The sequence below is a fragment of the Methylobacterium sp. HMF5984 genome (assembly GCF_045033435.1).
Classification (GTDB): Bacteria; Pseudomonadota; Alphaproteobacteria; order Rhizobiales; family Beijerinckiaceae; genus Methylobacterium.
On the sequence record NZ_JBJFLN010000001.1, the window covers coordinates 1,048,776 to 1,072,332 of the forward strand.

Below are 23,557 nucleotides of genomic sequence, written 5' to 3' on the forward strand. Positions count from 1 at the left end.
CCCCGATCTCCGGGCGCCGACGCAGCCGCGATAGGCATCGTCCTAAGGACGTATCCGCGGAACGACGCCGGCAGCCCCCGGTTCGCGATGGGAACGGCGTCCTCGCCACGCAGGGCGGCCCGAAAGGTTCGCGCATGCTCCCCGTCCTCGAAGGCACGGCCGGCGCCGTCGTGATGGGGATCGTCCTCCTCGATGTCTTCCTCACCGTTCTCTACGCCCGCATCGGCACCGGGCTGCTCGCCGAGCGGGCCGCGCATCTCGCGTGGCGCGTCCTGCGCCGCGTCGCGGAGGCGGCCGGCCCGCAACGCGGCATCGTGCTGTCCTTCTGTGGGCCGACCATCCTCGTGCTCTACGTCCTGCTCTGGGCCGGCGGCCTGACCCTCGGTGCGGGCCTCATCATCTGTCCGTCGTCAGATGATTTGGGACATTCAGCGGTGTTCAGGAGCGGAGGCTCTGGTTCATCTGGGGTAAGAGGTTAGGCAGCCTGCGCGTGGTGGCGCAAGCGGCGATCCATCAGGGTCTGGCGCTTGATGCGTTCCCGCTCGGCCAGGATCCCTTCGCCGCGTCCGAAGTAGACGTCGGCGGGCGTGAGGTTGCTCAGGCTCTCATGGGCTCGGGCATGGTTGTAGTGTTCGACGAAGTCGGCAACCTGCGTCTCCAACTCGCCGGGCAAGTACGCGTGTTCGAGCAGGATGCGGTTCTTGAGTGTCTGATGCCAACGCTCGATCTTGCCCTGCGTTTGCGGATGGCATGGCGCACCGCGGATGTGGGTCATGCCCCGAATGCCGAGCCAGTCAGCCAGGTCGCTGGCGACGTAGCTTGGACCGTTGTCGGAGAGCAGGCGTGGCCGCGGCATCACCCGCGCCTGATCGAGCCCAGCCGCACCCAGCGCCAGGTCGAGCGTGGCGGTGACGTCGCTGGCCTGCATCGTCGTGCACAGCTTCCAGGCGACGATGTAGCGTGAGAAGTCGTCCAGGACCGTCGACAGGTAGTACCAGCCCCAGCCAACGACCTTCAAGTAGGTGAAGTCCGTCTGCCAAAGCTGGTTGGGCGCGGTGGTTTTATCGCGGAACTCGTCGGCGGCCTTGATGACGATATAGGCCGGGCTGGTGATCAGGTTCTGAGACTTGAGCAACCGGTAGACGGTCGCTTCCGAGACGAAGTAGCGCCGCTCGTCGGTGAAGCGCACCGCCAGCTCACGCGGACTGAGTTCAGGCTGCTCCAGAGCCAAGGCAACGATCTGCTCGCGGATCTCTGCAGGTAGACGGTTCCAGACCCGGCTCGGCTGCGAAGGATGGTCATTCAACGCCTCGGGGCCGCCGCGCTGGTAGGCGTCGTACCAGCGGTAGAACGTCGAGCGCGTGATGCCGAGCTTGTCCAGGGTGGCACGCACCGGCAGGTGGGATTGCTCGACCAGCCGGATGATCTCCAGCTTCTCGGGGGCCGGGTACCTCATGCCTCGTCGCCCCCAGCCCCGCTCATGCTTTTTTTAAGCAAACGGTTCTCCAGGACGAGATCAGCTACGACCTCCTTCAGCGCCCCCGCTTCGCGACGGAGATCCCGCACCTCATCCGTGGTGGCCGCACGAGACGTGTCACCGGACAGGCGCTTCTTGCCAGCCTCCAGGAACTCCTTGGACCAGCCGTAGTACATCGAGGCGGCAATCCCCTCACGTCGGCACAACTCCGCGATGCTGTCCTCGCCACGCAAGCCTTCCAGCACCACACGGATCTTCTCCTCGGACGAGAACTGCCGACGTGTGGCCCGACGGATGTCCTTGATCACCGCTTCTGCCGGCTTCTTGGCCGGTCCGGATGTCTGCTTCATCTTCGCTCCTCAGGGGCTACGATGAACCAGCCATCCTCCGTTCGTGAAGACCCTCATTCTGTCCCACAGGTGCTGACGTCGGACAGAGGATCTCGCCGCCATGCTCGCCCGCGTCGGGACCGACGTCCACCAGCCAGTCGGCGCGCCGCATCGTCTCCAGGTCGTGCTCGACGACGAACAGCGAGTTGCCCGCGGCTTTGAGGTCGTCCAGTGCCTCGACCAATGCCGCGCCGTCCGCGGGGTGGAGGCCGGCCGACGGCTCGTCGAGCACGTAGACGACCCCGAAGAGCTGCGAGCGCAACTGAGTGGCGAGGCGCAGCCGCTGCAGCTCGCCCGACGACAGTGTCGTGGTGATGCGGTCCAGCGACAGGTAGCCGAGCCCGAGCCGGGTCAGCCCGCCAATTCGGTCGAGGAGGTCGGCGATGAGACGTTGCGCGGCCAGACGCTTCTCGATCGACAGGTTCGGCGTGCCTCGCACGTCCGGCGCACCGGCATGCGCCGAGCCGCCTGCCGCCACCCGCTCCGCTGCCGCCGCTCGGACGGTGGAGCGTCCCAGCCTATGGCCGGTGCAGCCAGCCTCCTCGGGGATCGTCCCAATGGAGAGGGGGTAGAGAACATCGGCGAGCCGTGTGATCGGCATCGCCGCGAGGACACCGATGTCGTGCCCCGCCACAGTGACGGACAAGGCCTCGCGTTTGAGGCGCTTCCCCTCACAGGTCGGGCACGGCTCGCTGACCAGGTACTGCGCCGCTCTTCGGCGCATGAGCGCGCTTTGAGAGTTGGCGAAGGTGTGCAGGACGTGTCGTCGAGCGCCGGTGAAGGTGCCTTGATAGTCCGGCTCCCGCTTGCGCTTCAGGGCCTGCCGCGTCTCCTCCGGGCTCAGGCCAGCGTAGACGGGCACCGTGGGATGGTCGTCGGTGAACAGGATCCAGTCACGGTCCGCGCGAGACAGGTCGCGCCAGGGCACGTCGACGTCGTAACCCAGCGTCACCAGGATGTCCCTCAGGTTCTGGCCGCCCCAGGCCTGGGGCCAGGCCGCGACCGCTCGCTCGCGGATCGTCAGCGAGGGGTCCGGCACCATCGTCGCCTCGGTGGCATCGTAGAGGCGGCCGAGCCCGTGGCAGCGCGGGCAGGCGCCTTGCGGGGTGTTGGGCGAGAAGTCCTCGGCGTAGAGCATCGGCTGGCCGGGCGGGTAGCTGCCCGCGCGCGAGTAGAGCATGCGCACGAGGCTCGACAGCGTGGTCACGCTGCCGACCGAGGATCGCGAGTTCGGCGTGCCCCTCTGCTGCTGGAGCGCGACGGCGGGCGGCAGGCCCTCGATGGCGTCCACGTCCGGTACGCCGACTTGGTCGATCAGTCGCCGGGCGTAGGGAGCGACCGATTCGAAGTAGCGTCGCTGGGCCTCGGCGTAGATCGTGCCGAAGGCCAACGACGACTTGCCGGACCCCGACACCCCGGTGAACACCACAAGCGCATCGCGTGGGATGTCGACGTCGACGTCCTTGAGGTTGTGCTCTCGCGCGCCGCGGACGGAGACGAACGGGGACGGACTTTGCGATGCCTCGCGAGATGTCGGGCCCGCCGATGCGTCGGGCGCAGGATCCGACGTTTTCGACGAAGAGCCCAGACTTCGCGCGATGGCGTCCGTCGGCACAGTGATTCTCCTCGCGGTTCCAAAGCCGCCGTCCCTGAGACAGGCCTGAAGTCTGGGGTCGGACGACGCGTCAGGCGGATATGGGGGCTCTCACGGAGGATCCGAACCAGCTCAGCCCCTGCCGCGCCTCAGGGGCGTCCTGGTCCTGATGGACTCGCACGCTTCCGGGCCGGAACCGACTCCCTCGATGCAGGGCTCCTGCGGAGCAGCCGGCGCGTTACTGAACCTTCAAAGCTCTCACGGGGATCGTGCGCCCGCGGCCTTCGATACCCGATCGATGGGGGAGCGGCTTGTCTCTCCTGCGGGTTTCCATAGCCTCATCCTCGCTCAGTGGATCGCCGACCTCCCCGTCCATCCCAGAAGGAAAGGGTTTCCGAGCGCGCTTTCGATCAGCTGATCGCGGTCTCGCATGCCCCGTCGGGCGGCGTCCACAATCGCCAGGGCGAGTCGACGCCGCGTATCGGCCGCGACATGGTTTCTCGTGCCATCACCGTCCGTGGCAAGCATCACGGTCCAAGCCTGATCGAAGGCCTCGCTCATGGCCTGCACCATGTCAGGGGTGAAGACCGCCGGGCCGAGGGGTATCTGTCCGCTCTCAGGACCGCTCGCGGCCCGAAGGTTTCGCTTTGTCGAAGGCTCCCGGCCTGAGGTGGTGCGCATGAGTTCCTCCGCGATCACGGTACAGAAGGATACGTTCGGTGCGGCCATCGCAATCCGGTCGCCTCCCTGGAGCTTTCACGAACGACCTCCGCCAGGATGTCGCGACAATGCGCGTCGGGCCTGGCGTTGGTCCGAAGCCGCGGCGTCCGTCTGCGGCAGCGGCGAGCTCAGAGTGGGACTGGTCCACGCCGTTAACTCGCGGCATCGCGTCGGCGGTCTCCCTGGGGCAGCGCGGTGGTCTTTGTATCCGGCGAGCCCGGCCAGCGCGACAGTTCCTGGTCACGCACGCGCCTCGGCTCACTTCGGCCGCCGGCCATGCGGGAGCGCCGAAGCGAGCCGCTGAAGGTTCTCGTCTCCGCTCACGCGGCTCGTGCGTTCCCGCGTGCGCTCGCGAACAGCTCGATCACCGCGCGGTTGAACGCCGGGATGTCGTCGGGTTTCCGGCTGGTGACCAGGTTGCCGTCCACCACGACCTGCTCATCCACCCAGTCCGCGCCCGCGTTCCTGAGATCGGTTCGGAGCGAGGGCCAGGAGGTCAGGCGCCGCCCGCGCGCAGCACCCGCCTCGATGATGGTCCATGGGCCATGACAGATCGAGGCCACGGGCTTGCCCCCGTCGAAGAAGGCCTTCGCGAACGCGACTGCCGCGGGGATCGCCCGGAGCGTGTCGGGGTTGATGACGCCGCCCGGCAGCAGCAGCGCGTCGTAATCGTCGGGCCGGGCGCCGTTCAGGGACATTCCGACCGGGAACTCGTCGCCCCACTCCGTCAACTTCCAGGCCTTCACCTGGCCGTCCTTGGGCGAGACGATCTGGGTCTCGGCACCGGCTTGGTCGAGCGCCCGGCGCGGCTCGGTCATCTCGACCTGCTCGAAGCCGTCCGTGATCAGGATCGCGACCTTCAGGCCATCGAGTGTGTCAGAAGCCATGTTCGTACCTCCGTCGGATCGGGTTTGCGCGCGATGGGTGCAGCCTCGTGCGGGAGCGACTACCGGCTCCGCCGGATCGACCCATGCGCCGTGAAGACCCGTCCGCCCGTGGACAGGGCGGCCGGCATTGGCATGCGGCGGACGCAACAGCCGCAGCCGACCGGATGGGCAGCCGACGCCCGGCGCGGGGAGGCCGCGCCCGGCTCGGTGGCCGCGTAGGGGACCCGGCCACCCGGGCTGCTGCTGGCGATGGCCGGTGCGCTGAGGAATGCCCGTGTCGTCCCGGTGCCGCATTCCGGGCACGGGCATGCGTCCAGGAACTGCGCCATGGGCCGCATCGCGGTGAACGGCCCGCACATCTCGCATGCGTATTCGTAGATCGGCATGGCGTCCTCACGCTCGAGCCCGTCCGGCGAGACGGCGGATAAGCCGGGCGAGCCGCTGCCCGCCCGGCCCGGCGGATCACGCGGCCGGCTGGAGGACCACCTTGGTCCAGCCGTCGTCGCGAGCGTCGAAGTGCTGATAGGCGTTCGGTGCCTCACCCAGCGGCAGCTCATGCGAGATGATGAAGGACGGCTTCGCGCGACCAGTCGAGATGAGGTCGCGCAGTTGCCGGTTATAGGCTTTCACGTTGCATTGGCCGGTCCCGATCGTCTGTCCTTTGAACCAGAACAGGCCATGGTCGAAAACGATCTCGCCCTGCTTGTAGAGCGGATCCTGAGGGGCCGGATCCTGGGGCACAAAGACACCGACCACGCCGATGCCGCCGGTGAACTTCACCGACCTCACGAGGTCGTTCATCGTCATGTTGGGGTGCTCGTGGCCCTCCGGGTCGTGCGCTTGATAGCCGACGCACTCGCAGCCCCGGTCGGCGCCGATGCCGTTCGTCAACTGAAGGACCTGGTCGACCGCGGAGCCCTTGGAATCGTCGATGGGCAGAGCGCCGATCGAGCCTGCGAGGCGCAGGCGGTCGGGATGGCGATCGACGACCATGACCATGCAGGCGCCCTTGATCATCGCCGCGTGGGCCGCCATGAGGCCGACCGGCCCGGCCCCGTAGATGACGATCGACTCGCCCGGACGGAGCCCGGCGAGCTCGGTGGCATGCCAGCCGGTCGGGAAGATGTCGGCCAGCATCACGTAATCGTTCTGCCGCTCCTCGGCGTCCGGCGGCAGCTTGAGGCAATTGTAGTCGCCGTAGGGAACGCGCAGGAGGTCGGCTTGCCCGCCGCGATAGGGGCCCATGTCGGCGAAGCCGTACGCAGCGCCGGCCATGTTCGGTACGACGCTTCGATCCGCCGTGGTCAGGCAAAACGCGCTCAAGCCGCGTTCGCAGTTCTTGCAGAAGCCGCAGCCGATGTTGAACGGGATGGCGACCCAGTCCCCGACCTTCACCCGATCGACGGCGCCCCCCACCTCGGCCACCTGACCGAGGTTCTCGTGCCCGAACACGCCGCCGCGTGGAAAGTCGGTCCGGCCCTCATACATGTGCAGATCGGAGCCGCAGATGTTGGTGCTCGTGATCCGCACCAGCACGTCGGTCGGCCGCTCGACCTGCGCGTCTGGCACGTTCTGCACGGCAACATCGCGCGGGCCATTATAAACGACTGCTCGCATCGCGATCTCCTGACCTGAGTCTTTCGGCACGGGAGGAACAGTAGCTGCTGCCGGCCACCGGACTATCCGGTTGATGCCTACGGTGTTCTCCCTAGCGCGGCATGAGCCTCGATCTCGGAGGCGCACCGTTGAACACAATCGCCGCCGCTCCCGACGACGCGTGCGTCCCCGGCACAATCACCCGGTCGGCGCTGCCGCTGGCCACCGCTGGAGTCGGGTGGCAAAGGCGGCAGCAGTCAGCCTCGGTCTATCTTCAGATGACTGACGATCCGAGAGGCCGCGGCATCTGATCGCCGGGCTGAACGAAAGTCCTCTCCCCGGCTTACCTTTGTGTCGGTCCGAGGATCGACCGTCCACGCCCCCATGCTCAGGTTCTCCCCCGTTTCTGGGCGGGCGTGGACGACAGGATCAGTGATCGCGACAGGCGATCGGCCTCCGAGGAGGTGCGCGATGACCTCGAAGACAGTCGCGATCGTCTGCGGTGCCGGCTGCGCCTTGATCGGTCCGGCGGTGGCCAGAGCCTTCACCGACGATCCGACGGATCAGCTCACGCTGTCCCTGATCATCGCAGGATCCGTGGTGGTAACGGTCCTGGTGTGCGGGCTTCGATCCTGGGACAATTGATCCGCCGCCTCGGCCTTGTGGCCAAGCGGCAATCTCGCGGAAGCAACTTCCCGATCAGCCCGACGGTCCGTCTCGGGCTCGATCGTCGGCGCGCGCCTTTGTACCGAACCCCCCTTCTTTTTCATCGGCGAGCGCGGATGTCATTGTCATGCGGCGCCTTGAAGTGCTGGGTCTGCTGTTCCTGCCGAGCGCACGGACCCGGGAAGAGATTTTACCGAGTGCAGGATCACTGTTGCTAGGCATGCCGAGATGAAGGAATGCTCCGTTGCTTCAGCGACAGATCCTCCCGGAGCCTGAGTTGCTCCGACCGCGCCGACAGCTTCGACCTTGTGGCCGCTCTCGGTCTGATGCGCCTCCAAGCGCCGCGGTTCGCGGGGATCTGATGCTCGGCAGCACGCGGCGCGATTGCCCAACGTGGCTCGATCGCTGTGGACATTCATAGGTTTATTTGAGCATGGGTAGACCGCATCATCGTACTGCCAAGCTTCGACGGGATGACCCGGCGTCTCGACGTGTGGAACGGCCAGAAGGCGTGACCCCGTCGTACCCTGCGCAGCGGGTCTCCTCAACCGCATCAGCGCGTCCAGCGGGACCGCATCTCGTCGATCACTTGCTGCGGGACCGCGGCGCCCTGAATGACGAAGGGGTTCTTCAGCTGCGTGAGCCTGCCGGCGAGATGGTCCGCCCAATCGGCCCTCACAGCCGGCGCCGTTTCTCAAGCTAGGGCTTACAATCGTAGGCGCGCTCGGTCGCGTCGCCGACCAGATGACCCAAGGCCTCCTCGGCCGACTCCACCTGTGGAACGTAGCTGAGCCGGCCCAAGTCCGAAAGGCCGCGCGAAGGCCCTGGGTGGTCACGTGCACCCCCATGTGCTCGCGGCAAGGTTCGACCGGGGCGCACCGCGAGGTACAGGTTCGCCCTTTCACCGTGCAGGCCGCGGGGCAGGGTCGTGACCTGCTTACTGGTGGGTGTGTGGATCGCGGGCACGGTCCAGCCCGGGCATCAGTGTGCCCAAGCGGATGCCCCAAGCACGACGCGTGTCCTTGGCGGTCCTTACCGACCCCCAAATGACCACGTCGGCTGGACACACGAAGCGACCTCAACGGGTTCGACAACCCGGAGGACCACACACCACCGATCTGCGCAGGTAAATGGCGGAGACGGAGGGAGCCTCTGCCATCCCCACCTAAGTCACTGACAATCCGCGCAAGATGTTGCTTCCGTTCACTTTTCCCAGTTACGTCACTACAAAGTTCGCTACAAAATCGGGGGCGACGCGACGCACATGGCTGGCAAGGTTCGGCATCTTCTTCACGCCCATGGGCGCTACTCCGCACGCCTCGCGGTTCCGGCCGCGCTACGGCACATCGTCGGCAAGCGCGAATTGGTCGAAGCGCTGGGGCCGGATCGCGTCGTGGCCCTTCGCAAGCTACCGGCGGCCGTTGCGGGCATGCAGGCCATCCTTGAAGCTGCACGAGTGCGAGCGACACCGCAGAACGCGGTCTCGGCTCCGGCTCGCCGTGGTCGCCCGCTCACAGCCCGGCAGATGGCTCGGCAGCACTACCTGACACAGGTTCAGTTCGATCAGCAGGTCCGAGAGGAAGATCAGCTTGCCGGCGCCGGTTTTGTTGACGACCGCGAATTCGCCAAACTTGAGCGGGCGATGGCCGGGGCAGCTACGGAGGCGGAGCTTGAAGCCCTCGTGGGCCGCATCCTCACGAGCTTCCGGTTGCGCGGGCATACCGAGATCACACCGGCCTCTCCCGAGTTCCGCAAGACGGCGATGGCGCTCGCCGTTGCTGAGCACGAAGCCTTGGCTGTCGCGGCGGCTCGCGATGACGGCGACTTCACCGCTGCCAGCGCACACCCCCTCTTAGCCGCTGAGCAGACCCTGGAGCCGGCGCCGGTCTCCCCGCGCATCCTCGGTCCAGATAGCAGCAAGACGCTCGGCGAGATCGTCTCCCTTATGATGGTGGAGAAGAAGGCGCGGCCTGCGAGCGTCTACGAATATGAAGTCGCTGTCCGGATGTTCGATGAGCACTTGGGCGAGGCCCGGCCGGTCTATACGATCACTCGTCGCGATGTGCTCTCCTACAAGGCGGCGCTCATGGAGACCCCGGCCAACTATACGAAGCGCTTCCCCGACACACCGCTGCCCGAAGCGATCAAGCGCAACAAGGCACGGGCGACACCCTTCCCGGTGCTCAACGTGACCACGATCAACGACAAGTGGCTCGCCCGCCTGCAATCCATCTTCAAATGGTGCGTCCAGAACGATGTTCTCCCGGACAACCCGGCGAGCGGCATCAAGGTGGATCAGATCGCAGGAACCGCCGCGCCGCGTGTGCCCTTCACGCCGGGCGACCTCGCCAAGATTTTTGCGTCGCCCCTGTTTCAGAAGGGGGCCGCGTTGGGCGAGCGCCAGTGGATGCTCTTGATCGCACTCCACACCGGCTTGCGGGCGAGCGAGATCGGGCAACTCAAGCTCGACAGCGTGCGACACGAGCGCGGCGTCCTCGCCTTCGCCGTTGAGGAACAGGTGAAGACGCGCGGGTCGGCGCGCCTGACGCCAGTCCACTCGACCCTGATCCGGCTCGGGATCGAGAAGCACGTCGCGGCGCTCCGGGTGGCCGGCGAGACGCATCTGTTCCCCGAGTGGTATCGCGCGGCCAACGCCATCCCGCAGTCGGGTGCCGACCGCGTGCGCAACCTGCCATACTCGCAAGTGCTGCCGCGTTGGTTCAACCGGAGCTACAAGCCGAGCGTCGGGATCAACGACGACCGCAAGGTGTTCCACAGCTTCCGCCACACCTTGAAGACGGCGTTGTCTCGGGCCGGAGTCCCACGATCCATCAGCGACGACATCACCGGTCACGACGACCAGACGGCCGGCGGTAAGTATGTCCACGAGACCTCTATCGAGGCGATGCGAGACGCCTTGGAGAAAATCCGATTTGACGGCTTCTCTCTCTGATATTGCAGAATGGGTCTAAATGCGCTTTTGATGACTGCCTTTAAACATTTCTGGGCCGTGGGGGAGATGAGATTGAGTCAGACCTCCACCGTTTTTACTATTCTTCTGAAGCCGATATTTTCTCGCGTAATGGGTCTGAAATTGGTTATTTCGGATTCCATCACGCCATCAGATTAGTTCCCTGAAAGACTGAGCTTTAATTTTTCCTGATAAACTGCAATTCTTTTTCTCGCACGCTCAATCACATCACTGTAGTGAAGAATTTCAAAATAGGTTTCGCCTAGCAGTCCCCGAGTAGTAGGATCTATAAGAGGGCTCGATTGAAACCAGCCATTACCAAGGGGAAATGGTGTCCATGAGCCACTGAGACGCAGGGGATCGACCGAATCGCCGATAAGGTAGCCGTAGAATTTCTTCAAACGTCCTCCCGATTTTGCCGCCAACAAATGTGCATACTCGGAAAGATCACCAATATGGGCATCCGTCGAAATGCCAGGCGCCTTGAATTCAATTATGATAGCTGACCCTTCTTTGCTGAAAATAGCGATATCAGGTCTCTTCCGTTCATTTTCATGAACGCGCCGCAAAAATATTGACTTCAATTCATCGTCAATACCGCTATCAAAAACTTTGGTGCCATCCTCATAAGTGATATTACTAAGTGGAACATCTGATGCAATATAATCGTAATAATGATACTCTTCATTTAGAAGCCACACATCATGATCTGAAAATTCAGTGCTATCCTTTCGCATTGGAAAGAAAACACTGTGAATAATTCTCTCATCTTTACGTCGACCATCGACGGCCTGCTGTATTGAGAGTTCTTTTTTACAAGCCAAAGCCAGAATTTCTACAACAGCAGCACGTCGCACAATTAATTGCGATAAGTTTGCCATATCGAAATTTTTGAGGGATGAGGTGTATTTCCAAGACAACTCATTGATTTTTTTGCGAAAGTCCTCGGTGTCCGGTTCTGTTCTGATGATTTCGTCTTTGAGACTCATGATCTCGGCAGTCTCATCGACTACTCTTTCCTGATATTTTTTCAGAACCCTTTCTGCAACCGCCCGCGCAGACTCTCCGTAGACAACGCGGGTAGATGTATCCTGAAGCATAGCCTCGCTGATGCCGAATGACTCGGCGACTTCTTGTATTATTTTGATTTTATTCCAAGCTGCAGGAACAACCATGCCGTCGATAATTGGATCGATTGCAGCATATATATTTTCATAGGAAATCTTATTAAGTAAAAATAGATCTCTTGCGGTGAAGTCGTCGGGGATGTTGTCAAAATCGTCCCTCTGTTCATTCACCCGTTCATCGAGATAGTCACTTTCGATTAAGATGATGTGGTGGAATCCATCGAGCGGATTGTTCTGTTCTGTGCGCGTCCGGAGATATCGTGAGGTTATATCTTTTACGGGCGACGACTTTGCGCAAAATGCAATAGCATTACGAGGAAGGTCGAAAAGATTTGTATCAAGATGGTAATGAGATAATTTAAATTTTTGATGTGTTCCAAGCATCATGCCGGTGCTCGCATCACATTCTTCGACCAAGACGGTTTTTTCCGACGTCACTTTTGGCAGGTCAGAGCGTTTCAATGTTTCGATTTGCTCGCCACTAATCCAATGATCGGTAATAAATTTTATTTCAAAATCACCAAGCCGACCATCCAAGCTAACGAGTCGTTGCAAAAACACGACGAGCATCTGTTTTTTAAGGACAGAAGCAGAATAAAGCGAGCTCAATGGCTCACCACTCGCTAAACGAGAACGGGCAATATCTTTAAAATTTTCCAGACAAATTTTAGTCCCAATGTCTTCCTCTGAACCAGTATTGATACGAAAATCGTCAGTATCGATCTGCTTCTGAGGCTCACGATAGATCATATCGCGCTTTTTCACACTAAGACCAACGCGATAATTACTAACGATGCTCAATGCCGAAAATTGATGGAAAAATTGTATCCGGCCAGAACCCTTGCATTTTCCAATCCCGATTATTGGCAGATCATCCTTGTAGGATGTGTCTTTGGTCAGAAAAGATTTAAGCTGTTCGTCTCCTAGGCCGCATCCATTATCTTTGCAGACAATTTTCATATCTTCTTTGACGGCGAAGATATCTGCTGGTTGGAAATTAACCTCAACCGATATGGTCATGTTGTTAACAGACGAATCATCATGCCGTCTTATTAAAAACGAGTCGATGGAGTTCGAAATCAGCTCCTCAAATAGCACATATTTATTAGAGCTTAATTTAGTGTTTTTAATGCTTCCCCGGACATCAAGTGTCATAGTATTTCAAGCCATCGATCTAATCAGTGTTGCGCTCAGCTATTGCAAAATTGCATCAACTGACATCCCGCAGACCATATCGCAGTCTGGCAGCCGCTACGAGTCGAATTCACTGCACAAGGACATTGGCGATTGTCCGTAGAAGTATGCCGTAGCGGACACTCAGGGGAGGTCCGAAAAACCGTCCGCTAGGGTTGCATTCGATCAACGGACGCGGCACTATACGGACGCTACCACAGCGGACATATCGATAGCCCGATGCAGACCGTCCTCTACGCCCGCGTCAGCACTGCCGATCAGACCATCGCGCACCAGCGCAAGCAGGCCGAAGGAGCCGGGTTCAAGGTGGACGTTGTCGTTGCTGATGAAGGCGTGTCGGGCGTAACCACCGCGCTCCGGGAGCGCCCCGAGGGTCGGCGCCTCTTCGACATGCTCCGGCGCGGCGACGTGCTCGTCGTGCGCTGGGTCGATCGGTTGGGCCGCAACTACGCCGACGTCACCGAGACCATTCGGACGTTCATGCATCGCGGCGTCGTCATCCGCACCGTCATTAACGGCCTCACGTTCGATGGCGCCACCACAGATCCGATGCAGCAGGCCGTGCGAGACGCTCTAATCGCGTTCATGGCCGCGACCGCCCAAGCTCAGGCCGAAGCGACGAAGGAGGCCCAGCGCGCCGGGATCGCGCACGCGAAGACTCAGGACGGCGACACCTACAAGGGCCGCAAGCCGAGCTACACCCGCGAGCAGCTTGAGATCGTGCGCGATCGTCTCGCTCAGGGCACCAGCGTTTCCGCCATCGCGAAGGAGACCGGCCTGAGCCGGCAGTCGATCTACCGCGTCCAGAGCAACCCGGCTGAGGCCGAGGCTGCGCTTGCCCGATGGGCCGCGTGATGAAGGAGAGCTACCCCATGACCGCTCAGACCGTGAAACGCCGCTACACCCGCCTCGCCGACAACGAGTGGGCCGAAGCCGAGGCTCTATGGTCCTCCGGCGCCGCGACGCTCCCCGAGCTGTCGCATCAGTTCGGCATCACGGAGCGTGGCTTACAGGCCCGCTTCGCCCGGCGCGGCATCGAGAAGGGGGAGAGCGCCAAGGCCCTCGCTGCCCAGGTCGTCGCCCGTGTGCAGCGGGAGAACGAGGTCCAGGTCGACGCGCTCACTGAACGAGCGCTGGCGATCCGTGAGACCACGTTCAGCCGCGCTGACAAAATCGAACGCATGATCGTGGACCGTCTGGACGCTGCCGCTGCGGACCCAGCCCAGACCTACGCTGCCGCTGCTGCCGTCAAGATGTTAGGCAACGCCGCTGCTGCCCTCGAAAGACTTCACACGCTCAAGCGCAACGCGCTTGGCATCACCGATGACGACATGAATAGCGATGAAGTTCCGGTCCTTGTGATCCGCAACCTCACTAAGTCGCAGATCATGGAGATGCGGCAGAAGCAGGATGACGAAGACGCCTTCGACGGTGACATATCAAACGATGCTGATAGTGATCCTGCATCGGACGATAACGGAATCGCATACGAGCACGAGGAAGCTGCCTGATGGCGTAAACTATCAGCACTGACTGCTTGATCGTATAGGGGGTGGGGGAGGAGGCGAAGTCCTAGAAAAATTGGACCTCTCAGATAGCGGTCCGTTACGTCCGGGCGACAACTTTTCACCCACGAAATCTGCAATGCGCCCGGCAGTTCGCATTGATGCGACAAATTAGTCACTACGGATCCGTTGATCGTTGCATGGAAAGCACATACATGTCTGCTGCAACAGCATCAGACATAGGAGCTTCCCGTGACCCCTCATACCGTAAGGCCCACGCAGTCCAGCGTCGGCCTCCCCGCTGAACGCCTCGCCCAGCTTCGGGCCTTGGCCGACCATCACGGCGTCTCGGGCGTCGAGATCATCGAGCGCGCAATCCGGCGCGGTATCGAGGCCGGCGAGATCCCCGACACGCTGCCCGGCTTCGCTGATATCGCCGTCGCGGATGACGACGCGCTGTTCGTCTCGGTCCGCAACGTGAGCCTGCCCCTGCTGGACCGGGATCAGGCCATCCTCATCGCCGCTGTCGTGGACGCCGCGACCGGCACGGCGCCGTTCCCCGGGCTGGAGTTCAAGTCCGGCAGCGCTAAGGGCGTGGATCTGGGCCACGGCAACAAGCTCTACATCGGCCGGCACGCCAAGGCGGTCACGTTCGGCATCGTGGACGGCAAGACCAGCCAGACCACGCTTCGCACCGCGACCACGGCGAGCATCGCAACCGACTTCGCCCGCCTGCTCCGCAAGCATGCAGCCCAGATCATCCGGCCGGTGATCGATGCCACGACCGGCGAGCCCGCCAAGCATTTCCTTCGCATCATGAGCGGAGAGGACGCCGCGATAAGCGTCTCGTCCACTCAGGAGGCCCGGTCATGACCATCTTCCGGATCGCTCTCGAAGACCTTCACAAGGCCGACGTGCTCAAGCGTCTGGTAGCCAGTGCCACCCACGGCGACGTGGACGCCTTCATGAGCTCAGCTGCCCAGCTGACGTGGGCTGGTGGATGGGAGAGTGCCCTGAGCGCCCTCATCCCTCTGGGCCCCTTCTCGGACGCGGTCCGGGAAGCTTTCCAGATCGCATGGCATGGCAGCGCCTCGCAGGAGTTCGGCACCAAGCGGTTTCTGACCACCGACTTGCTCGGCAAGGACCGCCTTCTCCTTGATGGCCTCAGTGCTCTGCTGCCGCCGGTCAGCCCTGATCCGCTGCCGCAGACCCTTTACCGGGCGCAGTCGCTGCGGGACTGCCGCGCTGGACATGTCGGCCCGTGGTGGACCCCGGACCGCGACTTCGCCCTGTCGCTGTGGGCTATGACCTCAGCACCCGCCGAACATGTCGGGAGGCACGCCTTGCTCGTGACCGAGGCCCCGGCGACCGCTGCGGTCTACCGGGCTGCTTATGATGCCGAAGTCCTGTTGGACCCGCGCCGGCTCGGGACGGTTCGCATGGTCGGAACGTCCGGACCCACTAACTAGAGCAATAACAACGCAAGCTGGAAAGGAATGAGCCGCCCGCCCCGGCCAGGGCGAACGGCTCTTTTTCGAGACAATGCCTGAATCATCTATGATATCGACTGCTTTCGCACAAGTCGAAGAACAGAGCGGACGCGTCCCTGCGTCCGATTTTCGAGTGGTGTTCTCGCGTAAGATTGCGAAGTTGCGTAGCGAAGGCCGGTTCCCGTCTGTCGCTGAGCGTGCTGCCGCACGCCGTGCCGCTGCGAATGCTCTAGCGACGGCTACCGCACCCATGACCGAGGAGGAGCTTGCTCCCCTCCTCGCCAGTCTCGACGACGCGATTCCAGATGAGGAGGAGCACGTCGCTCCGGCACCGGCTAACGACAACCTGTCCGACTACCTCGACCGGGAGCTTGCCGACCTCCCGACCGACTTCGACGACGTTGCGCCCATGCCCGTCGTCACGAACCTCGACGGCACCCCGGCTGAACCTGATCCGGCACCCCGACCGCTGGCAGGAAATCCGAAAAAGACCGTCGGCAGGCCGCGCGTGTCCTTCGCTCGCGACAGCAGAAACCTTCCTATCCTGAATGACTTCGTGCCTGACGCGCGGGTGGGCAGGACCAGTCGCACGGTGCCTCTTTCAGTAACTGATACCACCCTCTCTCCTACGACCTCCCATACCCTGTCCAAGACCACCCAGAAGCGCAGGGAGGCCGACGAGAACGACACCCGCAGCGCACCGAGCTGGAACCGCACTACCGAGGTCATCAAGGGCCACGCCTTCGCTCGCACCGTCAGCACACGGGGCGGTGGCCTCGCCTGGACGCTGAACCTCGGCGGGAAGATCGCGCAGGCCGCGAACGACAACCCGGAGGGCTTGAAGGAGCGGATGCACGACCGGCTGTTGAAGGCCTTGAAGGCGTCGTCGCTCGGCGCTCGGGATTTCGTGTTCAGCGTCGAGGGCACCAAGTCCGGCCGCTGGCACCTGCATGGCGTCCTGGACGTGATCGAGAGCGAGAAGACCGTCTTGGACGCGGTTCTGCGGAAGGTCGGAGGCGTGTGGGACTCGGCGCACCACGCAGACAAGCAGGCGAACATCAAGGTCGTCTGGGGACCGGACGGGTGGGCGCGCTACCTGCGGAAGGACAGCTCGACGACGCGCCGGCTGCTCGGCACCAAGACCGTCTTGAGCGTCACGCGCGGGTGCCGGCAGCGGGCCGAGGCCTTGTGGGAGGGAAGGCGCCTCAGCTTCGACCGCGACGCTCTTGCGATGACGAACGGCATCCGGGAGCGGGCGAAAGATCTTCACCAGGAGGCCCGTGAGGCGGTCAAGGAGGCGCGCCGGCTGGCGAAGGCGTCAGAGGTGCCGGCGACGGCCACACCGCTCTCAGCGCTCGGCCCTGAGTCCTCCGAACCGGCATCCGCCGTGCGCCTCGCGCCGGGAGAACCGACACGACCCGCGCCGGGCTCGACGACGTGGTTCTCGACGTTCAGGATCGGCACCGAGCCGTGCTCGGCCGCCCAAGCGATCCGGGAGTCGGACGGGCAGTGCCAGCCGCTCGCCACCGCGCGGTCACGGGGACCACCGAGTGTAGCCAAGCAAAGGCGAAGCAGGTGCTTCGCCAGCCGATCTGCTCGACCAGAAACGCCGACAGTGGCCAGCTCATGTTGCTGGTGAAGCCGCCGCACAGAGTCAGCGTCGTGATCGCCGATCGCGCCTCGGCGCCATAGAGCCGGCCAAGCGTGGCGAAGGCGGGGTCGTAGATCTAAGCGACCTCGCGCGTCTGCGCCGGCCTCTCCTTCGGGCCGCTTGTGGCCCATGACAGCACGACGCCGAGGCCGACGGCGAGACAGATCACGGGCAGGGGCGTGGTGCGGCTCATTGCTTCATCCAAGCCTACGACCTGGAGATTTCGACGCTGATATTTCCGGACCGCGTGATGCTGCAATGACCAACATGGGGAAGGGAGCCACCGAAGCCGTTCTTCGCCTCGAACGCCTTGTAGATCTCCCAGCCTTGCGCAGTCTCGAATTGACGGTTCGATTCCGAGATCCATGAGGTGCTATAAGACCCAGGGTATTGCAGCTGTCCTTTGATCGCATAATCGCAAGCAGTCATGGCATCGATCATCTGCCGGCTCCGCGCCTTCTCGCGAACAGCTTCGATCGCCGCATCTGCATCCCTCTGGAAGGCTTCTCGGTTCTCAGCCTCCTTGCGAGCCTCGGCTATTAGATCTCGGGGCTTGGACGGTGACACGGCGCCGAGGCTGAGACCCACTACAAACATCACACCGGCGATCTGCAACAGATCTTTCCAACGATCGAACTCTTTTGCTTTCGCCGAGAGGGCTCCGAGAGCGATGGGAATGCTGAGCGCCATCAGCGCGGCGCTGTAGTCCTGGATGTGCATCGCCGCCTCCTTTCACGCTACTGTGATCGATAGGCGTTCACGGACCATTATTGGACATAGTGACCAACGCGCTAACCAATACCCAAGAGAAGTCTGCCTTCGGCTCGATCGAGGTGGTCGAGGGCTATGACGACGACTAACTAGATGAAGAGGGGATCGCGACGCCCTTCCTCATCGACTACGTCAACGAGGAGGACTGACATGGCGCGCAAGATCGAGGCGGTCACGAACGTGGGCGACCGCACGTATCAGGCCTTCCGGGACGACTCGCCTTTCGGAGGTCTCGGTCCCCTCGGGTTCGAGATCCTCGACCGTGCGACCGGTCGGGTCCTCCTCGACCTGCCAGGGGAGGGCGCCTTGGCGTTCTTCGAGTTCATGCTCGCTGTTTACGACCACGAGCAATCCGAGAGACGCCAGTAGCATCCCGATTTTCGTTCGCGCACCCGACGCGGTCAGCGACCTGTCGGTGCTTCTTTCTGGCGGATAACCTGGATCAAGGCTTCGTTCCTCGTGGACCCATGTAGCCCATGGTGGATCTCACGATGGCAGCTCGGACAGACCGCTCCCACGAACCGAGGATCATCTGGACCGCCGTCACTTAGGCGGCGGGTGTGATGAGGTTCGAGGTAGGGCTCGCCCTGTAAGGTGATGAACGGCGCGGGCTCGTTGCAGCTCTCGCAGATCCCGGCCGCTCGCGCGAGAACGTAGCGCCGGACCGCTGCTGAGCGTCGGTAGAGGCTTCGACGCGCCGCTGTGCCAGCTATCTGCGGCGTTGACCGAGCGGCTTCCAAGGCCCGCGTTCGTAGACCTGCGAGGTCGACGTCAAGCTCGAGCTCCTCGACTAGTTGCGCATCCTCCTCAGCCTGCTCGCCGACGTTCGCAGGGACAAGCTCGAAGACGATGGCAGAGCGCTGGGCGCCATCTCGGTCTGGGGCGGTCTCGAGCCTATGGCCGGCGCAGTCGAACTGACCGAGGAAGCGCACGCCTTCTCGGCCGCGCGTCTGGAAGACCAGGAGGTCCTTACCATCGACTAGGTGATCCCGGATCGCGCGGTTGCCGCGCTCGAACACCATGTCCCCAAGCTGTCCCTCCCCGAAGTAGCGGAACACGCCCTCAGACGACCAACCGTCGGCGTAGCCGTGCTGCTCGCCGCTCGAGCCGGTGAAGACGATGATGACGGGGTGCTGGCTGGGCGTGCAGATGCCACCCTGCTGCTGACCGCCGTAGACGGCGTGGATATCTTGGCGGCGGTTGTAGACCAGATGCTCGGAAAAAGGGCCCCAGGGCATGACGCCTGCTTACTCCAAGTCAGTTTCTGATTTTCCGATTATGATAGAATTATGATATAATAATTGTTCATCAGATATTATGTGACCAGATACAATTTTTATTTGTTTTTGGTCTAATCTAATGGCGCCATAATCAAGTAGAACGTGATGATTTGGGCACAAAATTATAATGTTTTCAGGTTTGTCCGGGCCGTAATGAGGCCTGCCGAGAGGGCGAATATGGTGTGCCTCTGCATATGTCTCTGTAGCAGAAATGCGAGTAGCTAAGCCACATATCTGGCAAGTGTTATTGTGCAATTTTTTTATACGCCTTGCCATAGGTGTGTCGCGTAAAATGCGATACGTTTCCTGGCGTTGAGGATCTTCTACCAAATCACTAATGTCACTAGGCTTTGGGGTATGTTTTTCAAGTGAACGTAAGCCCCAAATACCGCTACCTATACCTTCAACACTATAGAAAATGTCAAAACGCTTCTGATGACTCTCAGAGTCAGACGAATTATATTCGAGTTCTCTTCGGATAATCGCCTGCCAAGTTTCTGGCAATTGTTGCCCGTTGGCCTCGCGGACGCTTGCTACGGCAGCATATATTTTCCGAAGAGGTGCTTGGCCGCCTATCGAGGCCAGTGCTGTTTGCACGTCATCGCGCCAAGCCATCTCTTTGCTCCTAGATGTCCCACCACTTTGCATCGGCCACTTGGCTTACGCGAGTGTGCAGCATCAGCGTGCCTTTGTAGAAAGCCATACAACAGGCACCCGAAGCTGGGGAGCAAGCTTTCTTCTTGTAACAAATTCAAAGGCTCGGCTTGTGATGTTCGGCTTACGAGCTGCTGTGCGAGCCAAGCGCCAAAGGTAGGCGGTGAGAGCGCCCCCCCCCACTCAACAACCTTGGTGCTGATCGCTCCGCCAATGCACGCTGATTTACACGCAAGATGGGCGCGCAGATGCGCCCGCCTCTGAGTCCCCCCGAGCCGGCATCCGCTAGGTGCCTCACTCTGGAGGAGTCGGCACGGTCCGCGACGACCTCGGCGACTTGGCTTTCAACGCCCAAGCTCCCTGTTACGTCCCGGACGAGGAAGCCCTTGCCGTTTTCCCGCTTCCAAGCTCCGCCCGGACCGGGATCGGGCCTTATCAGCGGGTCCTAACCCACCCCCTGACCGAACGCCGTGCCGTAGGTCGAGACGGCAGAGATGAACTATGCCCGCTGCTGCAACTCGTGGCCTGCCTAGGCGATGGGATTCGCGGTGGGGGTTTCGTCCATACCCTGATCCCGAGCTGCCAAGGTCGGTCGGGCAGCATCGTGAACGGCGGCATAGGTCGAAAGCAAGGTCATTACGACGTCGAAGAACGTCTGGTCGTGCTCCGGCGTGCGCATCGCTACCGTGGTGACACTGCCGTTGCCTATGTAGGCGCCCAGCGCTTGCCGAAGCTCGAACCGAGCGGCGGCTATGGGCGGATCCTGATGGACGAGCGGCCCTAACGTCGCGTCGAGAACCTGAATTCCGGCCGCGCCCATTTGCCGATCGAGTCCGCCAGGCTTGATTCGCTCCAGAGAGTCGAAAATTTCACGAATCTGGTCGGCAACGAACGTCATCATGGAAGGTGGAACCTCGTTAGGCCCGAGCACCATATGCCGGGACCACCTGCCTCGCGACCCACCGAAGCACCAGAGCTACAAAGTGCCTGCCACAAAGCTACTACAAAGCATCTCACCGATGCCGAGCTAAGCATCTGAAAATGCTTGATGAAATTAAATGGCGGAGACGGAGGGATTCGAACCCTCGATACCCATTTCTGGGTATGCTCATTTAGCAAACGAGTGCCTTCAGCCGCTCGGCCACGTCTCCAGCGTCGTCGGCTCTAAGAGGTCGGGCCGGGGCGGTCAAGCGGGTCGCGGGCTTGGCGCGTGGCGGAGGCCCTTCGGCGTTCGTAGTGCTTGGCGATGCGCAGGTGGCGCGAGATCGCGTAGTTCATTGCCGTGAGGAAGCCGTAGACGCCGCGGACGCAGTGGCGGCGGCCGAAATAGGCCTTCAGGAAATTGCCGGGCAGCTCTACGAACACGCGCCAGCTCGGGATCGCGACGCCGCGGGCTTCGAGGTCGTCGGCCTGCTGGTCGGAGTAGCGGTTGAGCTTGTCGAGCTGGTCGCCGAGCGAGCGCACCGAGAAGTGATGGATCACCCCCTTGAGCCGTCCGGGCTCGACGCCGGGCTCGAGCGCCACGCGGTCGTGGACCGGGGAGGGCGAGTAGCGCCCGCGATCCTTGCGGTAGAGCCGCACCGGCGTCAGGGCGTAGGCCCAGCGATGCGGGCGGCTCTCGCCGGGGAAGATCTCGGCGATGGCGATGCGCCAGGCGGGCGTTTCGGGCTCGCCGGCGGCGAACAAGGCGCGGATGTTGGCGGCGAGGTCGGGCGGCACCACCTCGTCGGCGTCGAGGTTCAGGAGCCAGGCGTGGCGACACTGGTCCTCGGCGAAGCGCTTCTGCGGGCCGTAGCCCGGCCAGTCGTTGTGGATCACCCGCGCGCCGAGGGAGGCCGCCAGCGCCTGCGTCCCGTCGGTCGAGCCGGAATCGACCACCACCAGGTCGTCGGTCAGGTCGCGCACCGCACGGATCGTCGCGCCGATGCGGTCCGCCTCGTTGCGGGCGATGATGAAGACGGAGATCGGCAGGGTGCTCGTGCCGTTCGGCGGGATCGCGGACACGCGGCTCAAGCCCCGGGCGCCGCGGCGAGCCGCTTGCGCTGGACCTTGCCGTTGGCGGTGCGGGGGAGGGCGTCGAGAAAGCGGATCTCCCGCGGGCGCTTGTAGGCCGCGAGGCGCTCGGCGCACCACGCGATCAGCGCGTCCGCGTCGGGCTCGGCGCCCGGCTGCAGCACGACGAAGCCACAGATCACCGAGACGTCGGCGCGCACGGCCAGCTCGGCGACCCCGGCTTCGGAGACGGACGGATGCGCGATCAGCGCGCCCTCGACCTCGTTCGGGGAGACGCGGTAGCCCATCGCGTTCATCAGGTCGTCGTTGCGACCCTCGAACCAGAGATAGCCGTCGGCATCGAGCCGGGCGAGGTCGCCGCCGGCGAACCAGTCGCCGCGCAGCACCTGCGCCTCCTCGTCGGGCCTGTTCCAGTAGCCGAGCATCAGGCCGGGCTCGGAGCGGTGGACCGCGAGCAGGCCGGTCTCGCCGCCCGGCACCGGCTCGGGTGCGCCCTCGACCGGCAGGATCGCCACGCGCCGTCCCGGCTGGGGCTTGCCCGGCGAGCCGCGGCGCTGCGCGATCGTCGGCCCGGTCGAGACGTAGGTCGAGATCTCGCTCATGCCAAGCGCCTCGTAGAGCGGCTTTCCCGTCGCTTCGGTCCAGGCGTCGAGGACGTCCGCGGGAAGCGCCTCGCCGGCGGTGCAGCCGTGGCGCAGGCTCGACAGGTCGTGGCTGCCCGGGTTGCCATACTTGAGGATCTGGCGATACAGGCTCGGCACGGCGGCGAAGATAGTGGCGCGATGGCGCGCGATCAGCCGGGGCCAGACGGACGGGTCGCGCGGCCCGTTGTAGAGCACGGCGGTCGCGCCGACGGACCACGGATCGGTGATGCCGACGCCGAGCGTGTAGGTCCAGTTCATCGTGCCGGCGTGCAGCATCGTGTCGGATTCCGAAAGGCCGAGCCAGTGCTCGAGCATCGGCCGGCGGCCGTAGACCGCGCGGTGGGCGTGCAGCACGCCCTTCGGTCGACTGGTGGTGCCGGAGGTGTAGACCAGGGTCGCCGGGTCGTCGGCGGAGGTGTCCGCGTAGTCGGCGAGCGGCGCTTCGGTCTTCATCGCGGCGATGGCCGCTGCATCGAGAAGGATGCGGTCGCCGAGAGCCGCCGGATCGACCACGCAGCCGCCGCCGACGGCGACCGCCGCCGCACCCGAGTTCTCCATCAGGAAGGCTGCCTCGGCCGGCGTCAGCTGCGGCGACGAGGGGAGGGCGACGAGGCCGGCGGCGAGCGCGGCGAAGTAGACGAGGACGTAGTCGGCCTCGTTGCCCATGCGGATCATCACCCGGTCGCCGCGGCGCAATCCGCGGTCGAGGAGCCCGGCCGCGATCCCGCAGACGGCGCGGTCGGCCTCGGCGAAGGTGAGGGTCTCGACCGCCTCGCCCGCGCCGACGAGGATCAGCGCGGTCTTGTCCGGCCGTGCCCGCACGTTCTCACCGAGGCAGTAGCGCGCCGCGTTGAAGCGGCTCGGGGGATGGCGGTCGGCGGACACCATGGCGTGGCTCCCGGATGTTGGCACATCGCGGGATGTCCAT

General features: G+C 63.0%; 20 protein-coding genes, 1 tRNA gene and 2 pseudogenes. 8 read left to right on the top strand and 15 right to left on the bottom strand.

The features are described 5' to 3' along the window. Window positions 1-134 precede the first annotated feature (134 nt). The gene (locus ACFZ8E_RS04965; protein WP_405042194.1) at window positions 135-479 is read left to right on the top strand and encodes a hypothetical protein; all 345 of its coding nucleotides are present in this window, start codon (window positions 135-137) and stop codon (window positions 477-479) included. On the opposite strand, the gene ACFZ8E_RS04970 is transcribed toward ACFZ8E_RS04965, so the two are convergent. The 6 genes and pseudogenes from ACFZ8E_RS04970 to ACFZ8E_RS04995 form a co-directional block, all read right to left on the bottom strand. Beyond that, a protein-coding gene (locus tag ACFZ8E_RS04970; RefSeq protein ID WP_405041759.1) for an IS3-like element ISMex16 family transposase occupies window positions 476-1,827 on the bottom strand; the annotation gives its coding sequence in 2 pieces (ribosomal slippage) (window positions 476-1,491 and window positions 1,491-1,827; 1,353 coding nt in all). The two genes, ACFZ8E_RS04965 and ACFZ8E_RS04970, sit on opposite strands and share 4 nt — an antisense overlap. Before the next feature lie 85 nt (window positions 1,828-1,912). Next, a pseudogene (locus ACFZ8E_RS04975) lies at window positions 1,913-3,454 on the bottom strand (excinuclease ABC subunit A); the annotation flags it as partial. 354 nt (window positions 3,455-3,808) lie between these two features. Further along, window positions 3,809-4,189: a hypothetical protein gene (locus ACFZ8E_RS04980; protein ID WP_405042195.1), complete on the bottom strand. Its 381-nt coding sequence runs from the start codon at window positions 4,187-4,189 to the stop codon at window positions 3,809-3,811. 311 nt (window positions 4,190-4,500) lie between these two features. Then, window positions 4,501-5,067: a type 1 glutamine amidotransferase domain-containing protein gene (locus tag ACFZ8E_RS04985; protein ID WP_405042197.1), complete on the bottom strand. Its 567-nt coding sequence runs from the start codon at window positions 5,065-5,067 to the stop codon at window positions 4,501-4,503. Between the two features lie 59 nt (window positions 5,068-5,126). Then, a complete protein-coding gene (locus ACFZ8E_RS04990) occupies window positions 5,127-5,624 on the bottom strand; it encodes a zinc ribbon domain-containing protein (protein WP_405042199.1) in 498 nt (165 codons plus the stop codon). Beyond that, window positions 5,530-6,684, bottom strand: coding sequence for a glutathione-independent formaldehyde dehydrogenase (locus tag ACFZ8E_RS04995; RefSeq protein ID WP_405042200.1), 1,155 nt, complete (start codon window positions 6,682-6,684; stop codon window positions 5,530-5,532). The genes ACFZ8E_RS04990 and ACFZ8E_RS04995 overlap by 95 nt, the downstream gene beginning before the upstream one ends. Before the next feature lie 450 nt (window positions 6,685-7,134). On the opposite strand from ACFZ8E_RS04995, the gene ACFZ8E_RS05000 reads away from it, so the two are divergent. Next, window positions 7,135-7,308, top strand: coding sequence for a hypothetical protein (locus ACFZ8E_RS05000; RefSeq protein ID WP_244030483.1), 174 nt, complete (start codon window positions 7,135-7,137; stop codon window positions 7,306-7,308). 1,285 nt (window positions 7,309-8,593) lie between these two features. After that, a complete protein-coding gene (locus ACFZ8E_RS05005) occupies window positions 8,594-10,282 on the top strand; it encodes a tyrosine-type recombinase/integrase (protein ID WP_405042201.1) in 1,689 nt (562 codons plus the stop codon). Window positions 10,283-10,455: 173 nt separating this feature from the next. Here the strand turns inward: ACFZ8E_RS05005 and ACFZ8E_RS05010 are convergent, their stop codons facing one another. Continuing rightward, window positions 10,456-12,582 carry a hypothetical protein gene (locus ACFZ8E_RS05010; protein ID WP_405042202.1) on the bottom strand — a complete coding sequence of 709 codons (2,127 nt, stop codon included), beginning with the start codon at window positions 12,580-12,582 and terminating at the stop codon, window positions 10,456-10,458. A gap of 258 nt (window positions 12,583-12,840) precedes the next feature. Here ACFZ8E_RS05010 and ACFZ8E_RS05015 point away from each other — a divergent pair, with 258 nt between their 5' ends. From ACFZ8E_RS05015 to ACFZ8E_RS05030, 4 genes are all read left to right on the top strand, one after another. Further along, the gene (locus ACFZ8E_RS05015) at window positions 12,841-13,476 is read left to right on the top strand and encodes a recombinase family protein (protein ID WP_405042203.1); all 636 of its coding nucleotides are present in this window, start codon (window positions 12,841-12,843) and stop codon (window positions 13,474-13,476) included. Window positions 13,477-13,493: 17 nt separating this feature from the next. After that, on the top strand, window positions 13,494-14,132 hold the full coding sequence (locus ACFZ8E_RS05020; RefSeq protein ID WP_405042204.1) for a hypothetical protein: 639 nt from the start codon (window positions 13,494-13,496) through the stop codon (window positions 14,130-14,132). Window positions 14,133-14,378: 246 nt separating this feature from the next. Then, window positions 14,379-14,999, top strand: coding sequence for a hypothetical protein (locus ACFZ8E_RS05025; RefSeq protein ID WP_405042205.1), 621 nt, complete (start codon window positions 14,379-14,381; stop codon window positions 14,997-14,999). After that, entirely contained in the window at window positions 14,996-15,595 is a 600-nt protein-coding gene (locus tag ACFZ8E_RS05030; protein WP_405042206.1) for a hypothetical protein, read from the top strand. Before ACFZ8E_RS05025 ends, ACFZ8E_RS05030 begins: the two co-directional genes overlap by 4 nt. 1,562 nt (window positions 15,596-17,157) lie before the next feature. On the opposite strand, the pseudogene ACFZ8E_RS05035 reads toward ACFZ8E_RS05030, so the two are convergent. Both ACFZ8E_RS05035 and ACFZ8E_RS05040 read right to left on the bottom strand, forming a co-directional pair. Further along, window positions 17,158-17,343: pseudogene (locus tag ACFZ8E_RS05035) on the bottom strand (MFS transporter); the annotation flags it as partial. Between the two features lie 131 nt (window positions 17,344-17,474). Further along, window positions 17,475-17,987 carry a hypothetical protein gene (locus tag ACFZ8E_RS05040; protein WP_405042208.1) on the bottom strand — a complete coding sequence of 171 codons (513 nt, stop codon included), beginning with the start codon at window positions 17,985-17,987 and terminating at the stop codon, window positions 17,475-17,477. 201 nt (window positions 17,988-18,188) lie between these two features. Between ACFZ8E_RS05040 and ACFZ8E_RS05045 the strand changes: the two genes are divergently transcribed. Then, the gene (locus ACFZ8E_RS05045; protein WP_405042209.1) at window positions 18,189-18,407 is read left to right on the top strand and encodes a hypothetical protein; all 219 of its coding nucleotides are present in this window, start codon (window positions 18,189-18,191) and stop codon (window positions 18,405-18,407) included. A 32-nt stretch (window positions 18,408-18,439) separates the two neighbouring features. Here the strand turns inward: ACFZ8E_RS05045 and ACFZ8E_RS05050 are convergent, their stop codons facing one another. The 6 genes from ACFZ8E_RS05050 to ACFZ8E_RS05075 form a co-directional block, all read right to left on the bottom strand. Further along, window positions 18,440-19,276: an HNH endonuclease gene (locus ACFZ8E_RS05050; protein WP_405042210.1), complete on the bottom strand. Its 837-nt coding sequence runs from the start codon at window positions 19,274-19,276 to the stop codon at window positions 18,440-18,442. A gap of 9 nt (window positions 19,277-19,285) precedes the next feature. Further along, on the bottom strand, window positions 19,286-19,933 hold the full coding sequence (locus ACFZ8E_RS05055; RefSeq protein WP_405042211.1) for an HNH endonuclease: 648 nt from the start codon (window positions 19,931-19,933) through the stop codon (window positions 19,286-19,288). A gap of 568 nt (window positions 19,934-20,501) precedes the next feature. Continuing rightward, on the bottom strand, window positions 20,502-20,873 hold the full coding sequence (locus ACFZ8E_RS05060; RefSeq protein WP_405042212.1) for a hypothetical protein: 372 nt from the start codon (window positions 20,871-20,873) through the stop codon (window positions 20,502-20,504). Window positions 20,874-21,031: 158 nt separating this feature from the next. Next, a tRNA-Ser gene (locus ACFZ8E_RS05065) sits at window positions 21,032-21,123 on the bottom strand. 13 nt (window positions 21,124-21,136) lie between these two features. After that, window positions 21,137-21,985 (bottom strand): glycosyltransferase family 2 protein, encoded by an 849-nt coding sequence (locus ACFZ8E_RS05070; RefSeq protein ID WP_243936472.1) that lies wholly within the window; start codon window positions 21,983-21,985, stop codon window positions 21,137-21,139. Then, window positions 21,982-23,517, bottom strand: coding sequence for an acyl-CoA synthetase (locus ACFZ8E_RS05075; RefSeq protein WP_405042213.1), 1,536 nt, complete (start codon window positions 23,515-23,517; stop codon window positions 21,982-21,984). The genes ACFZ8E_RS05070 and ACFZ8E_RS05075 overlap by 4 nt, the downstream gene beginning before the upstream one ends. Window positions 23,518-23,557 lie beyond the last annotated feature (40 nt).

Bases quoted from the DNA above. Each gene is read 5' to 3' on its own strand.
- ACFZ8E_RS05020 (WP_405042204.1), top strand. From the start codon at position 13,494: ATGACCGCTCAGACCGTGAAACGCCGCTACACCCGCCTCGCCGACAAC.
- ACFZ8E_RS05060 (WP_405042212.1), bottom strand. From the start codon at position 20,873: ATGATGACGTTCGTTGCCGACCAGATTCGTGAAATTTTCGACTCTCTG.
- ACFZ8E_RS04990 (WP_405042199.1), bottom strand. From the start codon at position 5,624: ATGAGCTGCCGCTGGGTGAGGCACCGAACGCCTATCAGCACTTCGACG.
- ACFZ8E_RS05015 (WP_405042203.1), top strand. From the start codon at position 12,841: ATGCAGACCGTCCTCTACGCCCGCGTCAGCACTGCCGATCAGACCATC.
- ACFZ8E_RS05055 (WP_405042211.1), bottom strand. From the start codon at position 19,933: ATGGCTTGGCGCGATGACGTGCAAACAGCACTGGCCTCGATAGGCGGC.
- ACFZ8E_RS05075 (WP_405042213.1), bottom strand. From the start codon at position 23,517: ATGGTGTCCGCCGACCGCCATCCCCCGAGCCGCTTCAACGCGGCGCGC.
- ACFZ8E_RS04995 (WP_405042200.1), bottom strand. From the start codon at position 6,684: ATGCGAGCAGTCGTTTATAATGGCCCGCGCGATGTTGCCGTGCAGAAC.
- ACFZ8E_RS04965 (WP_405042194.1), top strand. From the start codon at position 135: ATGCTCCCCGTCCTCGAAGGCACGGCCGGCGCCGTCGTGATGGGGATC.
- ACFZ8E_RS05010 (WP_405042202.1), bottom strand. From the start codon at position 12,582: ATGACACTTGATGTCCGGGGAAGCATTAAAAACACTAAATTAAGCTCT.
- ACFZ8E_RS04980 (WP_405042195.1), bottom strand. From the start codon at position 4,189: ATGGCCGCACCGAACGTATCCTTCTGTACCGTGATCGCGGAGGAACTC.
- ACFZ8E_RS05000 (WP_244030483.1), top strand. From the start codon at position 7,135: ATGACCTCGAAGACAGTCGCGATCGTCTGCGGTGCCGGCTGCGCCTTG.
- ACFZ8E_RS05045 (WP_405042209.1), top strand. From the start codon at position 18,189: ATGGCGCGCAAGATCGAGGCGGTCACGAACGTGGGCGACCGCACGTAT.
- ACFZ8E_RS05050 (WP_405042210.1), bottom strand. From the start codon at position 19,276: ATGCCCTGGGGCCCTTTTTCCGAGCATCTGGTCTACAACCGCCGCCAA.
- ACFZ8E_RS04985 (WP_405042197.1), bottom strand. From the start codon at position 5,067: ATGGCTTCTGACACACTCGATGGCCTGAAGGTCGCGATCCTGATCACG.
- ACFZ8E_RS05030 (WP_405042206.1), top strand. From the start codon at position 14,996: ATGACCATCTTCCGGATCGCTCTCGAAGACCTTCACAAGGCCGACGTG.
- ACFZ8E_RS05005 (WP_405042201.1), top strand. From the start codon at position 8,594: ATGGCTGGCAAGGTTCGGCATCTTCTTCACGCCCATGGGCGCTACTCC.
- ACFZ8E_RS05040 (WP_405042208.1), bottom strand. From the start codon at position 17,987: ATGCACATCCAGGACTACAGCGCCGCGCTGATGGCGCTCAGCATTCCC.